General features: G+C 73.1%; 14 protein-coding genes. 11 read left to right on the top strand and 3 right to left on the bottom strand.

Features of this window, described 5'->3' with window-relative positions; genetic code table 11:
• Positions 1–2: 2 nt before the first annotated feature.
• Entirely contained in the window at positions 3–1,823 is a 1,821-nt protein-coding gene (locus ADY59_RS32290; RefSeq protein ID WP_082310572.1) for a hypothetical protein, read from the top strand.
• Here ADY59_RS32290 and ADY59_RS32285 read toward each other — a convergent pair.
• On the bottom strand, positions 1,769–2,977 hold the full coding sequence (locus ADY59_RS32285; protein WP_053175347.1) for an acyltransferase family protein: 1,209 nt from the start codon (positions 2,975–2,977) through the stop codon (positions 1,769–1,771). The two genes, ADY59_RS32290 and ADY59_RS32285, sit on opposite strands and share 55 nt — an antisense overlap.
• A 155-nt stretch (positions 2,978–3,132) precedes the next feature.
• Between ADY59_RS32285 and ADY59_RS32280 the strand changes: the two genes are divergently transcribed.
• The 5 genes from ADY59_RS32280 to ADY59_RS32260 all read left to right on the top strand — a co-directional run bounded on the left by ADY59_RS32280 (position 3,133) and on the right by ADY59_RS32260 (position 8,189).
• Positions 3,133–4,041 carry a DUF3068 domain-containing protein gene (locus tag ADY59_RS32280; RefSeq protein ID WP_049570178.1) on the top strand — a complete coding sequence of 303 codons (909 nt, stop codon included), beginning with the start codon at positions 3,133–3,135 and terminating at the stop codon, positions 4,039–4,041.
• The gene (locus ADY59_RS32275) at positions 4,038–4,925 is read left to right on the top strand and encodes a decaprenyl-phosphate phosphoribosyltransferase (RefSeq protein ID WP_049570175.1); all 888 of its coding nucleotides are present in this window, start codon (positions 4,038–4,040) and stop codon (positions 4,923–4,925) included. The genes ADY59_RS32280 and ADY59_RS32275 overlap by 4 nt, the downstream gene beginning before the upstream one ends.
• A complete protein-coding gene (locus tag ADY59_RS32270; protein ID WP_049570173.1) occupies positions 4,922–6,229 on the top strand; it encodes an FAD-binding protein in 1,308 nt (435 codons plus the stop codon). Before ADY59_RS32275 ends, ADY59_RS32270 begins: the two co-directional genes overlap by 4 nt.
• Positions 6,226–6,999, top strand: coding sequence for an SDR family NAD(P)-dependent oxidoreductase (locus ADY59_RS32265; RefSeq protein WP_049570170.1), 774 nt, complete (start codon positions 6,226–6,228; stop codon positions 6,997–6,999). Before ADY59_RS32270 ends, ADY59_RS32265 begins: the two co-directional genes overlap by 4 nt.
• Positions 7,000–7,082: 83 nt before the next feature.
• On the top strand, positions 7,083–8,189 hold the full coding sequence (locus tag ADY59_RS32260) for an NAD(P)H-dependent flavin oxidoreductase (RefSeq protein ID WP_049570167.1): 1,107 nt from the start codon (positions 7,083–7,085) through the stop codon (positions 8,187–8,189).
• A gap of 527 nt (positions 8,190–8,716) precedes the next feature.
• Here ADY59_RS32260 and ADY59_RS32250 read toward each other — a convergent pair.
• Positions 8,717–9,526 (bottom strand): crotonase/enoyl-CoA hydratase family protein, encoded by an 810-nt coding sequence (locus tag ADY59_RS32250; protein ID WP_049570206.1) that lies wholly within the window; start codon positions 9,524–9,526, stop codon positions 8,717–8,719.
• A 114-nt stretch (positions 9,527–9,640) separates the two neighbouring features.
• Between ADY59_RS32250 and ADY59_RS32245 the strand changes: the two genes are divergently transcribed.
• The 5 genes from ADY59_RS32245 to ADY59_RS32225 are packed head-to-tail and all read left to right on the top strand — an operon-like array spanning position 9,641 to position 15,821.
• On the top strand, positions 9,641–11,185 hold the full coding sequence (locus tag ADY59_RS32245; protein WP_049570164.1) for an acyl-CoA synthetase: 1,545 nt from the start codon (positions 9,641–9,643) through the stop codon (positions 11,183–11,185).
• Positions 11,175–12,074 (top strand): Zn-ribbon domain-containing OB-fold protein, encoded by a 900-nt coding sequence (locus tag ADY59_RS32240; protein WP_082310570.1) that lies wholly within the window; start codon positions 11,175–11,177, stop codon positions 12,072–12,074. Before ADY59_RS32245 ends, ADY59_RS32240 begins: the two co-directional genes overlap by 11 nt.
• Positions 12,074–13,093, top strand: coding sequence for a lipid-transfer protein (locus ADY59_RS32235; protein ID WP_049570163.1), 1,020 nt, complete (start codon positions 12,074–12,076; stop codon positions 13,091–13,093). Before ADY59_RS32240 ends, ADY59_RS32235 begins: the two co-directional genes overlap by 1 nt.
• Complete coding sequence (locus ADY59_RS32230) at positions 13,093–14,241, top strand: thiolase domain-containing protein (protein WP_049570158.1); 1,149 nt, start codon at positions 13,093–13,095, stop codon at positions 14,239–14,241. Before ADY59_RS32235 ends, ADY59_RS32230 begins: the two co-directional genes overlap by 1 nt.
• Positions 14,241–15,821 (top strand): acyl-CoA synthetase, encoded by a 1,581-nt coding sequence (locus tag ADY59_RS32225; protein ID WP_049570154.1) that lies wholly within the window; start codon positions 14,241–14,243, stop codon positions 15,819–15,821. The genes ADY59_RS32230 and ADY59_RS32225 overlap by 1 nt, the downstream gene beginning before the upstream one ends.
• Here the strand turns inward: ADY59_RS32225 and ADY59_RS51740 are convergent.
• Positions 15,808–17,274: hypothetical protein (locus ADY59_RS51740; RefSeq protein WP_049570150.1), on the bottom strand; the 1,467-nt coding region annotated here is incomplete at its 5' end. The genes ADY59_RS32225 and ADY59_RS51740 overlap by 14 nt on opposite strands.

Genomic DNA, 17,274 nt, shown 5'->3' with positions numbered 1-17,274 from the left:
CGTTGACGACCCAGGACGGCAAACGCCCCGAGACCTTCCAGATCACCCTGCCCGCGTTCGGGACCGGCCCCGTCGTCGGGCTCGGCCTGCTGCTCGTCGCGGTCTCGCTGGCCTTCAGGGCGAGCGTGCTCAGCAAGGCGTACTTCGTCGAGGACGACTTCCTGTTCGTCGCCGCCGCCGGGGACAGCGGCCTCACCTGGGACTACCTGACCCGGGTGCACAAGGGGCACCTCATGCCGGGCGCGCTCGCGCTGGTGTGGGTGCTCTCGTCGATCGCGCCCTACAGCTGGGCGCTGGTCTCGTTCGTGACGCTCGCCCTCCAGGCGGCCGCCTCGATCATGTTCCTGGTGCTGCTGCGGCGGCTGTTCGGCGACCGGCCCCGGGTGCTCGCCGCGCTGGCCGTGTACGTGTTCGCGCCGCTCACCGTGCCCGCGATGAGCTGGTGGTCGGCCGCGCTCAACGCGGTCCCGCTCCAGCTCGCGCTGATCGCCGCGGTGGCCGCGCACATCCGGTACGTCCGGACCGGGCAGGGCAGATGGCACGCGCTGATCTGGACGGCCGCCGGCATGGCCTTCTCCACCAAGGGGGTGTTCATCCCCTTCGTGATCCTCGGCGTGTCCAGCGCCTACCTCGGCAAGGGCCTGTGGGCGCGCTCGATCCTGGCGGAGCTGCGCCGGCCGGGATGGTGGGCGCAGGGCGCGTTGCTGGCCGGATACGCGCTGCTCTACCTGCTGCGCCGCGACAGCGCCGGGTCCGACGCGCTGACCGGGCCGAACGCCGACGTGGTGCCCGGAGTGGTGCGCCGGCTGCTGGGCGAGACCTTCCCCACGGGCGCCGTCGGCGGGCCGCTGCGGTGGGGCGGCGTCACCGCCACCGGCGGGCTCGCGGACCCGCACGCGGTCACCGTGGCCCTCGCGTGGGCGCTGATCGCGGTGCTGGTCGCGGTCACCTGCGTGTACCGGCGGCGGGCCTGGCGGGCGTGGGCGATCCTGGCCGCCTACGTCGTGGCGGCCGACGCGGGGCCCACCGTGATCGCCCGCGCCACCCAGTGGGACCTGGTGGGCGCCGAGACCCGGTACGTCGCCGACGCCGCCGTGCTGTTCGCCCTCTGCCTGGCCCTGGCCGCGATACCGGTCGCCGGGGAGGAGGACGCCGTGCGCCGGCCGGTGCCCGGGTCGCTGCCCGCGGCCGCCGGGGTGCTCACGGCCGCCTTCGTGATCACGTCGCTGATCTCCACCAACGCCTACGCCGACACGCTCACCGGCGACCGGGTCAGGGCCTACCTGGACGCCGCCAGGCAGTCGCTGGCCGAGGCCCCCGACCTGGACGTCTACGACCGGCCGGTGCCCCCGCACATCGTGCTGCCGTGGAACGGCCCGCGGCGGCTCACCTCACACGCGCTGGCCCCGCTGGCCGACCCCGAGACCCGGCGGCGGATGCGCGACCCGCGCCCGTCGGCCAGGCCGTACGTGTTCGACGACGCGGGCAGGCTGGTGCCGGTGGGCCGGGTGGTGCCCTTCTTCGACGAGGTCGCGGGCGCCGAGTGCTACCCGGCGGGTTCGGTGTTCCCCGTCGAGTCGATGGGCGGTCCCGGCATGGTCGTCGCCATGGCCTACCGCAGCGAGGTCCCGCTCCGGGTGGTGGTCGACCTGGGCGGCACCCAGCGGGCGGCGAGCCTGCCCGCCACCCCCGCCGACGGCTCGCTCTACTACGTCCCGCACGGCGGCGCGGGCACGGGGCTGCGCATCACCGTGGCCGGCGAGGGGGCTCAGGGCTTCTGCCTCAGGGCGGTCGCGTTCGGCGAGCCGGGACCGGCCCTGTGAGGCACGAACCGGATCAGCCCCCTGGCCGGCTCCTCGACCCACCGGTAGGTGAGCCCGGACAGCCCGACCGTGATCGCGGTGATCGCGACCAGGTTGACCGGCAGGTTGCCGGTCCACGGCTGCTGCCCGGTGAAGTCGTACCAGAGATAGACGACCACGAACTGCCAGAGGAAGACGCCGTAGGAGATCTGGCCCAGGTAGCTCATCAGCCGCCCGCCGATCAGCCCTCGCACCCGCGTGCCCCCCTCGGGCTCCAGCGCCGCGGGCGCCACCAGGCAGAAGGCGATGACGGTGTAGAGGAGCTGCTCGGCGAACGCCGTCCAGATGCCGCCCAGGCCGACGAAGCGCGGCCCGGTGAGCGGCGTGGCCGCGATGGCGTACGCCAGGCCGGCGATGACCCACAGCGTGCCCCACGAGGCCGCCAGCGCCGCGCTGAGCCGCCGCGCCGGGCCGTCCTCGGCCCTGGCCCAGACGGTCAGCACCGCCAGCGCCATCCCGGGCACGAAGAACGTCCACGAGCGCGGCAGCCACACGTTCATCCACGGCCGGTATTCGGGGAAGTACTCGAAGATCGTGTACACGTACGAGAGCGCGCCGAAGACCGCCAGCCCGATCAGCACCCGTTTGGCCCGCGCGGCGACGCCGGGCCCGGCGCGCAGCGCGAAGGCGCGCAGGGCGGCGGCCATCAGCGGCAGCGTGAGGTAGAAGGTCAGCTCGACCGCGAGGCTCCACATCTGGCCGAGGCCCTTCGGCCCGAGGCCGAACCACCACGGGTCGATGTCGTAGATGTGCACCAGGAACAGCATCTTCGCCCACGTCCACACGTCGCCCCGGTGCGCGCCGCCCCACAGCAGCAGCGCCACGGCGACCACCAGCCAGTAGGCGGGGACGATGCGGAAGAAGCGCCGCCACAGGTAGCGGCCGGTGGCGGGTTCCGGGCCGCCGGTCAGCAGCGCCGCCGCCCACGGCCGGTAGAGCAGGAGCCCGGAGAGCGTGAAGAAGATCGGCACGCCGATCTCGCCGCGCGACAGCAGCCCGCCGAGGAACCCGGGTTCGAGCGCGGTGCCCGCCTCCATGGAGACGTGGAAGAGCAGGACCGCGAAGGCGGCGACGGCGCGGACGCCGTCGAGGGCGGGCTGGCGGCCGGATGTCACGGGCCGCCCCGCCGATGTAGAACCTGTTTCGGTCACGTTTCCGCATCCCTGGTGACGTCGGTCACTGGCGGCAATAACATACCGGCAAGTAGAACTCGTTTTAAGTGCGTAATCGCCCAAAACAGGCATCCGTGCACCTGCCACATGGAGGGTCCATGAACCGGGTCGTTGGAAGCGTTCTGATCGCCATCGGTGCCTTTCTCATCGTGCTGGCTCCTCTGACGCACTTCCAGGTGGCCTCGGCGCTGATCGCAGCCAAGGCCGACCAGTACGGGATCAGCAACCTCCAGGCCACGGGCGCCCAGTACTTCAGCGCCGCCGACGGCAAGGTGCTGACCGCCGACCTCGCCATCACCGTCACCACGCGGGGCGACGTCAAGGAGGCCGACGGCGACAAGGTCGTCTGGGACGAGTTCACCTACGTCAACGACGTCACCAACAGCAAGCCGGTCGACTACTCCGAGCGGCGCAGCGCCTTCGACAAGCGCTCCGGCGTCGGGCTCAACTGCTGCGGCGTCAGCGTCGACAAGGAGCCCGTCCAGCTCCAGGGCCAGATCTACAAGTTCCCCTTCGACGTGGAGAAGAAGAGCTACCAGGTCTTCAACTCCACGGCCGGCAAGGCGTTCGAGGCCAGGTTCGTCGCCGAGGAGCAGGTCAACGGGCTCACGGTCTACAAGTTCGAGCAGACCGTCCCGGAGACCAAGACCGAGACCAGGACCGCCCCCGCCGCCTGGTTCGGCATGGGCGAATCGGGTGACGTCCAGCTCGACCGGATCTACTCCGGCGTCAACACGTACTGGATCGAGCCGGTCACCGGCGCGCCCGTCAAGCAGGAGCAGCAGCGCAACGAGGTGCTGCGCAGCCAGGACGGCGTCGAGCGGTCCAAGGCGTTCGTCGCGAACGCCAAGATGACGGACGAGACCGTCAAGCAGCTCGTCGACAGCGCCGCCGACAGCAAGAGCCAGATCACCCTGATCAAGACCACGATCCCGCTCGTGCTGGCGATCGTGGGCGTCGTCCTGCTGGCCGTGGGGGTCTTCGCGGTGAGCCGCAAGCGGGCATGAGCCACGACGAGGTGGTGGCGCGGCCGCTCGCCGCGCCCGTCCTCGGGCTCGTCAGGGCGGCCCGGCCGCGCCAGTGGCTGAAGAACGTGCTGGTGCTGGCCGCGCCGATGGCCGCCGGAGTGCTCGGCGAGCCGCGCAGCCTGCTGGCGGCGCTGCTGGTCTTCGCCGCGTTCTGCCTGGCCGCCAGCGGGTCCTACCTGCTCAACGACGCCGCCGACGTGGCGGCCGACCGGCTGCACCCGCGCAAGCGCAGGCGCGCGGTCGCCTCCGGCGTGGTGCCCGTGCCGCTCGCGCGCTGGACGGGCGTGGCGCTCATGGTGCTGGCACCGGGCGTCGCCGCGCTCACCGGCGACTGGCGCCCGGCCGCCGTCGTGGCCGGCTACCTGGCCCTGACGCTGGCCTACACGCTGTGGCTCAAGCACGTGGAGGTCGTCGACCTGATCGCGGTCGCCGGCTGTCACGTGATCAGGGCCTACGCCGGGGCCGTCGCCGTGGACGTCCCGGTGACCGGCTGGTTCCTGGTCGTCGTGTCGCTGGCCGCGCTGCAGCTCGTCGCGGGCAAGCGGGAGGCGGAGCTGCGCGCCCAGGGCGCCGGCGGGACCCGCGCCACGCTCGCCTCCTACACGCCCGCCTACCTGTCCCAGGTCCGGGTCATGTGCTCGGGCGCGATGATCGTGACCTACTGCCTGTGGGCGCTCAACGCGCACGCGAACCTGTTCTACGGGCTCAGCATCGTGCCCTTCATGCTGCTCGTTCTGCGGCACAATCTCCTGGTGGACCGGGGGATCGGAGAGGAGCCGGAGGAGCTGGCCGTGCGCGACCCGCAGATCAGGATCTTCGCCGCCCTGCTGATCGCGCTGGTGGGGCTGGGGATCTACGCATGACGGACTTCCTGACGGGGTGGGGCCGCACCTCGCCCTCCCCGGCCACGCTCGCCCGCCCGCGCGACGCCGCCGAGGTGGCCGCGCTGGTCGCCGCCGCCTCCGGGCGCGGCGTCGTGGCCCGAGGGCTCGGCAGGGCGTACGGCGACGCCGCCCAGAACTCCGGCGGCCTGGTCCTCGACTGCACCGGGCTGGGCGGCTGGACCTTCGACGAGGCGAGCGGGCTGGTGACCGCCTCGGCCGGGGTGAGCCTGCACGAGCTGATGACGGCGCTGGTGCCGCGCGGCTGGTTCGTCCCCGTCAGCCCCGGCACCCGCTACGTCACCGTCGGCGGCGCAGTCGCGGCCGACGTGCACGGCAAGAACCACCACCGCGACTCCTCCTTCGGCGCCCACCTGCGCTCCCTCACGCTGGTCACGGCCGGCGGCGCGGTGCGCACGCTCACCCCCGACGACCCGCTGTTCCACGCCACGGTGGGCGGCATGGGGCTGACCGGCGTGGTGTGCGAGGCGACGTTCGGCTGCGTGCCCATGGCGAGCTCCCTGATGCGGGTGGACGTGCGGCGCACCGGCGACCTGGACGAGACGCTGGCCGCCATGGCCGAGGACGACGACAGCCACCGCTACACGGTCGCCTGGATCGACCTGCTGGCGCGCGGGCGGCGGATGGGGCGCGGCGTGCTGACCAGCGGCGACCACGCCGACCGGGGGACCCTGGAGTTCGCCCCCCGCACCCTGCTGCGGGCGCCGGGCTGGGCGCCGAACGGGCTGCTCAACGGGGTGAGCGTGCGCGCGTTCAACGAGGCGTGGTACCGCAGGGCGCCCCGCCGGGCGAGCGTCGTGCAGGGGATCGCGCCGTTCTTCCACCCGCTCGACGCCGTCGGCGGCTGGAACCGCGTCTACGGCTCGCGCGGATTCGTCCAGTACCAGTTCGTGGTGCCCTTCGGGGCCGAGAAGACGCTGCGGGAGATCGTCGGGAGGCTGTCGTCGACCGGGACCGTGTCGTTCCTGACCGTGCTCAAGCGGTTCGGGGCCGGGTCGAGCGGGCTGCTGTCGTTCCCCATGCCGGGCTGGACGCTGGCCCTCGACATCCCCGCCGGGCAGCGCGGCCTGAGCCGGCTGCTGCGCGGCTTCGACGAGCGGGTGGCCGAGGCGGGCGGGCGCGTCTACCTGGCCAAGGACGCGCGGCTGCGGGCTGACATGATGGCCCGCATGTATCCCGGGCTGGACCGGTGGCGGCGGATCAGGGACGAGGCCGACCCCGCCGGGCTGTTCCGCTCCGACCTGGCCAGGAGGCTCGGCCTGTGAAGAACGCTCTGGGCGCCGTCGACACCGTGCTGCTGCTCGGCGGGCGCAGCGAGATCGGGCTGGAGATCGTCCGGCTGCTGGTGGGGCTGGGCGCGAGCCGGGTCGTGCTGGCGATGCGCGAACCGGCCGGCGAGCCGCCCGCCGTGACCCTGAACGTGGAGCGGCCCGCCGGGGCGGCGTCGCCCGAGGTGCACGTGCTGCCGTTCGACGCGCTCGACGCCGCCTCCCACGGCGAGGTGTTCGAGCGGGCCGTGGAGCTGGTCGGCGACCTCGACGTGGTGATCTCCGCGTTCGGCGTGCTGGGCGGCCAGGCGGATTACGACGCCGACCCGGCGGCGGCCATGGCGGACGTGGCCGTCAACTACGGCGCGCACGTGTCGGCGGGCCTGCACGCCGCCCGGGTGCTGCGCCGCCAGGGGCACGGCACGCTCGTGGTGCTGTCGTCGGTGGCGGGCGCGCGGGTGCGCCGGGCCAACTTCGTCTACGGCTCGGCCAAGGCCGGGCTCGACGGTTTCGCCCAGGGGCTGGGCGACGCGCTGCACGGCACCGGGGCCCGGGTGCTGATCGTGCGGCCGGGGTTCGTGATCGGGCGGATGACCGAGGGGCTCACGCCGGCGCCGCTGCCCTCGACGCCCCGGCAGGTCGCACTGGCCACGGTGCGGGCGTTGCGCGAGGGCGCGGACAGCGTGTGGGTGCCCGCGGCGCTCGGGCCGGCGTTCCGCCTGATGCGGCTGCTGCCGCGCGCGCTCTGGCGCCGGATGCCTCGTTAGAACGCGTTCCACAAAACCTCACGCGTCACAACGGCAGAATAGAACACGTTGCAGTTAGCCGGGTGGCGGCTTATCGTCGAGCCATGCGGACCCGGGTCACGGACATGTTCGGAATCGATCTCCCGATCTTCGCCTTCAGCCACTGCCGGGACGTGGTGGCGGCCGTCAGCCGCGCCGGCGGGATGGGCGTGCTGGGCGCTCTCTACTTCACCCCCGAAGAGCTCGAACAGGAGCTCAAGTGGATCGACGACCACGTCGACGGCAAGCCGTACGGCGTCGACGTGGTCATGCCCGCCTCCTACGAGGGCGCCGACTTCGCGCCCGAAGAGCTCGTCGGCCGCCTCCAGGGGATGATCCCGCAGGGGCACCGCGAGTTCGTGGACGGCCTGCTGGCCTCCCACGGCGTGCCGCCGCTCGGCGAGGACGCCGACGCCGGCCGGGTGCTGCTCGGCTGGACGGACGCCACCGCCCGCCCGCAGGTCGAGGTCGCGCTGCGGCACCCGATCGCGCTGCTGGCCAACGCGCTCGGCCCGCCGCCCGCCGACATCGTCGAGCTGGCCCACGAGCACGGCGTCAAGGTCGCCGCCCTGGCCTCCACCCCGCGCCACGCGCTCAAGCAGGTCGAGGTCGGCGTGGACGTGGTCGTCGCGCAGGGCACCGAGGCCGGCGGGCACACCGGCGAGATCTCCACCATGGTGCTCATCCCGCAGGTGGTCGACGCGGTCGACGTGCCGGTGCTGGCGGCGGGCGGCATCGGCAACGGCCGCCAGATGGCCGCCGGCATGGCGCTCGGCGCGGAGGGCGTCTGGACGGGCTCCCTCTGGCTCACGGTCGAGGAGGCCGACACGCCGGAGATGGCCAAGCGGCGCATCCTGGAGGCCACCTCCCGCGACACGGTCCGCTCCCGGAGCTGGACGGGCAAGCCGGCCCGGCTGCTCAAGAACGAGTGGACGGACGCCTGGGAGTCGCAGGAGTCGCCGGGCACGCTGCCGATGCCGCTGCAGTTCATGCTGGTGTCGGACGCGCTGCGGCGCATCGGCCGCTCGGACGCCTCGGAGCTGGCCACCTTCCCGGCGGGCCAGATCATCGGCATCACCAACCAGGTCCGCTCCACCAAGGACGTCGTCTTCTCCCTAGTCGAGGAGTACGCCGAAGCCCTGGAGCGGCTGGACCGCATCACCCGCGACTGACGCTCAGACGGTGACCAGGCTTTCCAGACCGGCGAAGTCATCGGTGTTGCGTGCGTAGAGCGGCAATCCCCGGCTGCCGGCGACAGCGGCGATCATCAGAGCCATTCGCCGGGCCGGGGATCACGCTTCGCGGCGAGCGTCAGCGTCGAAGGGCAGCTTTTCCATACGAGCTGTCCGGTCGGCCTCGTTTTTGGCCATCGCCACGCCACGCAGGTGTCGATGACTCCTGCCGTGCGACGTTCACCCACGCCGCCGCTCCCATGGGTCGTCGTCGAGCCGGTCCTGCATGCCGGAGAACTCGTCGGCCTCGCGGCGCAACTCGGTGTGGTCAACCTGGGGCAGGCGCCGGTGACGTGCGACCAGTTCCTGCGCGGGAGCGGTCGGAGCTCTGCCACTTCGACGCCGTTACGGGTGATGTGAAAATCTCGCCGGCCTCGACCTGATTCATGACGGCGGCGGAGTTGTTCCGGCTGAGTGATGACCTTCATCGTGTCTCCGACGTAGCTTCTGTAGCTTGGCGTGCTACGTCAGTGCCCCCGGTAGACGGGCGGGCGCTTCTCGCGGAAGGCGAGGGTGCCCTCCTTGGCGTCCTCGGAGCCGATGACGGGCCAGCCGAGCTCGTCGGAGACCTTGAGCGCCTCGGGTTCGGCCATGCCGAGGGTGTCGCGGTAGGTGCGCAGGATGGCCTGGACGGCCAGCGGGCCGGAGGCGGCGACGCCGGCAGCAAGCTCCAGCGCCTCGGGCAGCGCCCGGCCGTCGGGGACGACGCGGTTGACCAGTCCCATCGACAGGGCTTCGGCGGCGGTGACGGCGCGACCGGTCAGCAGGAGGTCCATGGCGTGGCAGTACGGGATCTGCCGGGGCAGCCGCACCGCGCTGCCGCCCATCGGGAACAGGGCGCGCCTGGCCTCGAAGAGGCCGAGCGTGGCCGATTCGGCGACGATCCGCAGGTCGGTGCCTACCAGCAACTCGGTGCCGCCGGCCACGGCGTGGCCCTCGACGGCGCTGATGACCGGTTTGGTCGGCAGGTCCTCGCGGAGCAGGCCCTTCCAGTGGTAGTTGGCGATCCCGGCGCCGCGGGCCTGGACCTCGGGATCCTGCGGCGGCCTGCCCATGGCCTTGAGGTCCGCGCCGGCGCAGAACGTGCCCTGCGCGCCGGTGAGTACGGCCACCCGGACGGACGGCTCCGCCGAGACGTACGCCCACGCGCTCGCCAGGCCGATCAGCATGTCCGACGAGAGCGCGTTGCGGGCCTCGGGGCGGTTCATGGTGACGACGACCACGGGTCCGTCGCGTTCTACGCGGCAGTGGGGGGTGCTGATCGGCAGCGGCTCCACGGACACCTCCTGAAATCAAGCGCTTGCTCCCACATTAGCGGCGGGTTACGCTCCCGGAAAGAAACGAGAACAGGTTCTCGTTTGACTTGCGCCGGGGCCACCTGAGGAGTTCCGATGGGCACGCTGGGTTTCTGGAGGCTGGCGCAGGCGGATCCCGGCTGGGTCGCCGCCGTGGACCCCGACGGCACCGAACATCTGGCCGGTGACCTGCTGGCCAGGGCGAACCGGCTGGTGCACGGGCTGCGCGAGCTGGGGCTGGAGGCCGGCGACGGCATCTGCGGGCTGGTGCCCAACGGGGCCGACGGGCTGGTGCTCTACCTCGCCGCGTTACAGGCCGGCTGGTACTACACGCCGATCAACTGGCACCTGACCGGCCCGGAGATCGCCTACATCCTGGAGGACAGCGAGGCCCGCGCGTTCTTCGTGCACCCGCGATACGCGGCCGAGGGTGCCCGCGCGGCCGAGGCCATCGCCCCCGAGCGGCGGTTCGGCGTGCCGGAGGTCCCCGGCTTCCGGCCGCTGAGCGACCTGACGGACGGCCGGCCGGACACCGCGCCCCCGGACCGCACGGCGGGCGCGACCATGCACTACACCTCGGGCACCACCGGCCGGCCCAAGGGCGTCCGCCGCCCGCTCAGCGGCCTGGACCCGGACGACGCGGCCGAGCTGATGGCGTTCCTGCCGGGCCTGTTCGGCATCACGCCGGGCCGGCCCAACGCGCACCTGGTCACCTCGCCGAGCTACCACACGGCCGTCACCCAGTTCGGCGGCACCGCGCTGCACCTGGGGCACACCCTCGTCCACATGGACCGGTGGGACGCCGAGGAGATGCTCAGGCTCTGCGAGCGCCACCGGGTGACGAACTCGCACATGGTCCCCACGCACTTCAAACGCCTGCTGTCGCTGCCCGAGGAGACCCGGAGCCGGTACGACCTGTCGTCGCTGAGGTGGATGATCCACGCCGCCGCCCCCTGCCCGGTGCCGGTCAAATGGGCGATGCTGGAGTGGTGGGGTGACTGCGTCTACGAGTACTACGCGGCCACCGAGGGCGGCGGCACCCTGGCCACGCCCGAGGGGTGGAAGGCGCACCCGGGCACCGTCGGCACGGCCTGGCCGATCAGCGAGCTGCTCATCGTGGACGAGGCGGGCGACCCGGTCCCCACCGGCACCCCCGGGACGATCTACATGAAGATGATGGGCGCCTCCTTCGAGTACAAGGGCGACCCGGCCAAGACCGAGGCGAACCGGCTCAAGGACTTCTTCACCGTCGGCGACATCGGCTACCTGGACGAGGACGGCTACCTGTTCCTGTGTGACCGCAAGGCCGACATGATCATCTCCGGCGGGACGAACATCTACCCGGCCGAGATCGAGAACGAGATCATGGTCCACCCCAAGGTCGCCGACGTGGCCGTGTTCGGCATCCCGGACGAGGAGTGGGGCGAGCAGATCAAGGCCGTCGTCGAGCCCGCCCCCGGCGCGGCGCCGGGGCCCGGGCTCGCCGGGGAGATCCTGGCCTCGCTGGAGGGCCGGCTGTCACGGATGAAGTGGCCCAAGACCATCGACTTCATCGCCGAGATGCCCCGCGAGCCCAACGGCAAGCTGCTGAAACGCAAGCTCCGGGCACCGTACTGGGAGGGACGCGAGCGTGCCATCTGACGAGCCGCTGACGGCGGAACACGTGCTGGAGTTCCCCGGCGGCTACACGCGCACCACCGGGCCGGTGATCGGCCGGTTCCTGACCGAGCTGCGCGCCGGCCGGCTCGTCGGCGTGCGCACCGCCGAGGGCCGGGTGCTGGTGCCGCCGCTGGAGTACGATCCCGCGACGGGCGAACCGGTCACCGGCGAGTACGTCGAGGTCGGGCCGGCCGGGACCGTGACGGCCAGCGCCTGGGTGGCCGAGCCGCTCGCCACGCACCCGCTGGACCGGCCGTTCGCCTGGGCGCTGATCAAGCTGGACGGCGCCGACACGGCGCTCGTGCACGCGGTGGACGCGGGCAACCCCAAGGCGGTCGCCGCCGGGACCCGGGTGTGGCCGGTGTGGCGGGGCGAACGCTCGGGCCACATCACCGACATCTCCTGCTTCGCCCCGGAGGTCAGCAAGATCGTCTCGCCGGTGCGGAGCTCGTACAGGCTCAAGGCCGGCGGGGCGCTCGGGGTGTTCCTGGAGGGCATCGGGCGCGGGGTGTTCGTCGGCGGGCGGTGCGGCGGCTGCGGCAAGGTCTACGTCCCGTACCGGCTGTCGTGCCCGGAGTGCGGCATCCTCCTCGCCGAGCGGACGGAGCTGCCCGGCACCGGCACCGTCACCACCTTCGCGATCAACAACCTGCCTGACCCGCGCGCCCCCGAAGTGCCGTTCGTGTCGGCGTACATCCTGCTCGACGGCGCGGACGTGCCGATGATCGCGCTGGTCGGCGGGGTGCCCGCGCACGAGGTGCGGCACGGCATGCGGGTGCGGGCGGAGTGGGTGCCCGAGAACGAGCGGACGCCGTCGATGGCCAGCGTGCGGTGGTTCGCGCCCACCGGCGAGCCGGATGTGGAGCTGTGATGAGACAGGTGGCGATCGTCGCCTTCGCCCAGAGCCGGCACACCGGGCACGACACCGGGCTGTCCGAGCCTGAGCTGATCCTGCCGGTGATCAACGAGGTCAAGGACGCCACGGGGCTCAAGCGGTTCGGCTTCACCTGCTCGGGGAGCTGCGACTACCTGGCGGGCGCGCCGTTCTCGTTCGTCTCGGCGCTCGACGCGATCGGCGCCTGGCCGCCGATCTCCGAGAGCCACGTCGAGATGGACGGCGCGTGGGCGCTGTACGAGGCGTGGGTGCGGCTGCAGCACGGCGACGTGGACAGCGCCCTGGTGTACGGCTTCGGCAAGACCTCGATGGGCGATCCGCGCACCCTCATGACCCTGCAGCTCGACCCGTACTATCTGGCGCCGCTCGGGCTCGACCAGGTGTCGTTCGCGGCGCTGCAGGCCTCGGCGGCGGGGGTGCCGCGCGAGGAGCTGGACGCGATCGTCCGGCGCAGCCGGGCCGACGGCAGGCGCAACCCGTTCGCGCTGGACCTGCCCGACGAGCTGCCCGCCGACCCCGTCGTCGAGCCGGTGCGGGCCTCGGACCTGGCGCCCGTGACCGACGGCGCGGCGGCGGTCGTGCTCGCCGCCGGCGAGCTGGCCAGACAGCTGTGCGAGCGGCCGGCGTACGTGACCGGCATCGCGCACCGCATCGAGCCGCACTACCTGGGCCTGCGCGACCTGGCCCGGTCCGCCTCGGCCGCCGACGCCGCGCGGGCGGCCGAGGACGGGCTGGGGCCCGTCGAAGTGGCCGAGCTGCACGCGCAGTTCGCGCACGAGGAGCCCATCCTGCGCCGCGCCCTGGAACTGCCGGACGACACGGTGATCAACCCGTCGGGCGGCCCGCTGGCGGCGAACCCGGTGATGGCCACCGGCCTGATCCGCATCGGCGAGGCGGCCCGCCGCGTCCACGACGGCACCGCCCGGCGCGTGGTCGGCCACGCGGCCGGCGGGCCCTGCCTGCAGCACAACCTCGTCACCGTACTGGAGGCATGATGGCGCAGCGCTGCGCGGTGATCGGCGTCGGGCAGACGCACTACACGACCAAGCGGCGGGACGTGTCCATCGCCGGGCTGGTGCGCGAGGCCGCGCTGCGCGCGCTGGAGGACGCCGGGCTGACGTTCAAGGACATCGACGCCGTCGTCATCGGCAAGGCGCCCGACCTGTTCGAGGGCGTCATGATGCCCGAGGCGTACCTGGCCGACGCGCTCGGCGCGGCCGGCAAGCCGATGATGCGCGTGCACACCGCCGGCAGCGTGGGCGGCTCCACCGCGCTGGTCGCCGCCGGCCTGATCCAGGGCGGCGTGCACGAGCGGGTGCTCGTCGTGGCCTACGAGAAGCAGTCGGAGTCCAACGCCACCTGGGCGCTCTCCACCCACCTGCCGTTCAGCTCGTCGCTGGTCGTCGGGGCGGGCGGCTACTTCGCCCCGCACATCAGGGAGTACATGCGCCGCACCGGCGCGCCCGAGCACATCGGCACCCTGGTCGCCGTCAAGGACCGGCTCAACGCACTCAAGAACCCGTACGCGCACCTCAGGATCCCCGGCATCGACCGGCGGATGGTCGAGTCCACGCCCATGCTGTGGGAGCCGATCCGCTACCTGGAGACCTGCCCGTCCAGCGACGGCGCCTGCGCGCTCGTGCTGTCGTCCGAGCGGGCCGCCACCGGCACCCCCGCCTGGGTGCACGGCGGCGCCATGCGCTCCGAGCCGATCTTCCGGGCCGGGCGCGACACCGTCAGCCCGCAGGCGGGCAAGGACTGCGCCGCCGACGTCTACCGGCAGGCCGGCGTCACCGACCCCCGGCGGCAGATCGACGTGGCCGAGGTGTACGTGCCCTTCTCCTGGTACGAGCCGATGTGGCTGGAGAACCTGGGGTTCGCCGCCGAGGGGGAGGGCTGGAAGCTGACCGAGTCGGGCGCCACCGCGCTCGACGGCGACACCCCGTGGAACGCCTCCGGCGGCGTGCTGTCCAGCAACCCGATCGGCGCGTCCGGGCTGATCAGGTTCGCCGAGGCGGCGCTGCAGGTGCGCGGCACGGCGGGGGAGCACCAGGTGGACGGCGCCCGGCTGGCCCTCGGCCACGCCTACGGAGGGGGAGCCCAGTTCTTCGCGATGTGGATCGTCGGACGGGAGAAGCCCTGATGGAGTTCAACCACGCTGACCTGTACGAAGGGCTCGCGGACGCGATCGGGGAGCGGGTAGCCGTGGTGTGCGGCACCGGGCGCCGCACCTACGCCGAGCTCGACGCCGAGGCCAACCGGCTCGCCCACCACCTGAAGGACCTCGGGATCCGGCCCGGCGAGCACGTCGGGATCCACCTCTACAACGGCATCGAGTACGTCGCCGGGCTGCTGGCCGCGCTCAAGATCCGGGCGGTGCCGATCAACGTCAACTACCGCTACGTCGAGGCCGAGCTGCTCTACCTCTACCGCGACTCCGACATCCGGGCGCTGCTCTACGACGTGGAGTTCGACGCGCGGGTGGCCGCCGTCGCAGGCGACGCGCCCCGGCTGGAGCACCTGATCGTGGTGGGCGGCCCGTCGTCGATCCCGCACGCGGTGCCGTACGAGGAGGCCTTACGCGGCGGCCGGCCCGAGCGCGGGTTCGGGCCGCGCTCCGGGCAGGACGTGTACATCATCTACACCGGCGGGACCACCGGCATGCCGAAGGGCGCCATGTGGCACGTCGAGGACCTGTTCATGGCCTTCGGCGGCGGCAACCCGTACGGCGAGCCGCGCGCCACCCCGCGCGAGGTGGTGGACGAGGCCGCCAAGGCCACGCCCATGATCATGATGGCGGCGCCGCCGCTCATGCACGGGGCCGCCCAGATGGCCACGTTCCTCACCTGGTGCATGGGCTCGACCATCGTGTACGTGCGCAGGTTCGAGGCCGCCGAGGTGTGGCGGACCGTCGAGCGGGAGCGCGTGTTCACGCTCAACATCACCGGCGACGCGATGGCCAGGCCGCTCGCCGAGGCCCTGGAGGCGGGCTCGTACGACGTGTCCTCGCTGGTCGTCGTCAGCTCCACCGGCGCGATACTCAGCGGCGCGGTGCGCGACCGGCTCCAGGAACTGCTGCCGAACGTGATGATCCTCGACAGCTTCGGCTCCACCGAGTCCGGCTACACCGCCTCCGGCGTGCCCGGCTCCTCACCCGAGACCGGGCTGCGCTACCGGCCGAACCCCACCGCCGGGCTGGCCGTGCTCGACGACAAGCTGCGGCCCGTCACGCCCGGCTCCGGCGAGCTGGGCACGGTGGCCAGGGCCGGCCGGATCGCGTTCGGCTACTACAACGACCCCGGCAAGACCGCCCGCACCTTCGTCACCGACTCCGGCGGCACCCGCTGGCTGATGACCGGCGACCTGGCCAGCGTCGAGACCGACGGCACCATCAACGTGTTCGGGCGCGGGTCGCAGTGCGTCAACACCGGGGGCGAGAAGGTGTTCCCCGAAGAGGTGGAGGCCGTGCTCAAGGGGCATCCCGCCGTCTTCGACGCCGTCGTCACCGGCGTGCCCGACGAGCGGTGGGGCAGCAAGGTCGCCGCCGTGATCGAGCCCCGGCCCGGCCTGCACGTCACCGAGGCCGAGCTCGACGCCCACTGCCGGCGGCTGCTGGCCAGCTACAAGGTGCCGCGCGCGTACGCGTTCGTCGCCGAGATGGTCCGCTCCCCGGCGGGCAAGGCCGACTACCGGTGGGCCAGGGAGACGCTCATCGGCTCGTGAACCAGGGCAGCCTGCCGAGGTCGTGCTCGATCAGCGCGACCTCGCCCGGCCGTCCCGCCTCCCGGGCCAGCTCCAGCCGGGCCCGCAGCACATCACGCAGCACCGCGACCAACTCCCCGTCACCCGGCCCGCCGCCGACGCGCTCGCCGTCGGCCCGCTCGCCGTCGGCCCGCTCGCGGTCGGTTCGCTCGTCGTCGGTCCCGGCCTGGGCCGGGTGGTTGGCCAGCGCGCCGCGCAGGAGGCCGTCCGCCGCCTCCAGCACCACGCCCGCCTCCGGCAGCCGCCCCGCGCCCCTCAGCGTCCGGCCCGCCATGAGCAGCGCCCCGGCCGGCCGCCGCACCGAACTCCCCGAGCTACCCGAGTCACCCGAGCTACCCGAGTCACCCGAGCTCCGCGAGGCCCGTTCCTGTTCGGCCAGCGACCAGGCGACCGCGTCCAGCGCCGCGCGCGGCCGGTCCAGCGCGGCCAGCCCCGCCGCCAGGTACGCGTACGTCGTCGCCGACGTCGCCGGGTCGTCCAGCTCGTCGCACAGATCGGCGGCCCGCTCCAGAAGCGTCACCGCCTCCACGGCCCGCCCCGCCTCCAGCAGCGCGACCCCGTACAGCGCCACCGCCCGGCCGTCGTCCGGCACGTCCGCGGCCCGCGCCGGCACCGCCAGCCCGGGCCTGCCCAGCTCACGCAGCAGCCCGCCCAGCGTGGCCAGCGCCGCCCCCAGGTCCGCCCGGTACCGATCCGGGTCGTAGGCGGCCAGGCACTGGAACACCCGCACGGCCAGCTCCGCCCCGTCCGCCGCCGTCTCGCGGTCCCCGACGACCTCCGCCACGGCCGCGTAGGTCTCCAGGCAACGCCCCAGCAGCTCGTACGCCTCCGCGCCGGCACTCACCGGGACGTCGCGCTCCAGCGCGGCGGCGTGGTCCATCAGCGGCGGCAGCAGCTCGGCCATCGCCTCGGCCAGCCGCGCCCGCTCCCCGGCGCCGCCGCGTGAGGCCGTCCCGAAGGCCACCATGAGGTAACCGGCCAGCTCGTCGAGCACCTCCTGGCCGCCCGCCGGTCCATCCAGCGCCCGCCCGTAGAACGCCGCCGCCTCGGCCGGCTCCCCCTGAGCCACGTACAGCCCGCCCAGCCGCAGCAACGCCAGCCGGTGCGTGGCCGCGACCTCGGGGGCCACCGGGACCTGCTCGTCGAACAGCCCCGACAGCAGCGTCGTCCCCCGCACCAGCTCGACCGCGGCCCGCTCCCCGTCGCCCAGCAGGCTCCGGCACAACCCGCTGAGCTGCAGGCACGTCCCGGCGAGCACCTCCCGGCCCACGGCGGGCAGCACGGCCAGCGCCTCACCGGCCGCCTCCAGCGCCCCTTCCGGGTTCCCCCGGGCCAGCCGGATCCCGCCGCGCAGCCGCAACGCCCCGGCCAGCGCCGCCGCCCCCGCCCCGGCCGGCTCCCCCCACTGCGGGAC

This window comes from Nonomuraea sp. SBT364 (assembly GCF_001083785.1).
In the GTDB taxonomy this organism is placed as follows: domain Bacteria; phylum Actinomycetota; class Actinomycetes; order Streptosporangiales; family Streptosporangiaceae; genus Nonomuraea.
The sequence above is the reverse complement of the archived record's forward strand: the minus strand, read 5'-3'. Positions and strand labels throughout refer to the sequence as shown.

Excerpts from the sequence above, each read along its gene's own strand:
- ADY59_RS32280 (WP_049570178.1), top strand. The coding sequence starts at position 3,133 with ATGAACCGGGTCGTTGGAAGCGTTCTGATCGCCATCGGTGCCTTTCTC.
- ADY59_RS32275 (WP_049570175.1), top strand. The coding sequence starts at position 4,038 with ATGAGCCACGACGAGGTGGTGGCGCGGCCGCTCGCCGCGCCCGTCCTC.
- ADY59_RS32270 (WP_049570173.1), top strand. The coding sequence starts at position 4,922 with ATGACGGACTTCCTGACGGGGTGGGGCCGCACCTCGCCCTCCCCGGCC.
- ADY59_RS32260 (WP_049570167.1), top strand. The coding sequence starts at position 7,083 with ATGCGGACCCGGGTCACGGACATGTTCGGAATCGATCTCCCGATCTTC.
- ADY59_RS32245 (WP_049570164.1), top strand. The coding sequence starts at position 9,641 with ATGGGCACGCTGGGTTTCTGGAGGCTGGCGCAGGCGGATCCCGGCTGG.
- ADY59_RS32235 (WP_049570163.1), top strand. The coding sequence starts at position 12,074 with ATGAGACAGGTGGCGATCGTCGCCTTCGCCCAGAGCCGGCACACCGGG.
- ADY59_RS32230 (WP_049570158.1), top strand. The coding sequence starts at position 13,093 with ATGGCGCAGCGCTGCGCGGTGATCGGCGTCGGGCAGACGCACTACACG.
- ADY59_RS32225 (WP_049570154.1), top strand. The coding sequence starts at position 14,241 with ATGGAGTTCAACCACGCTGACCTGTACGAAGGGCTCGCGGACGCGATC.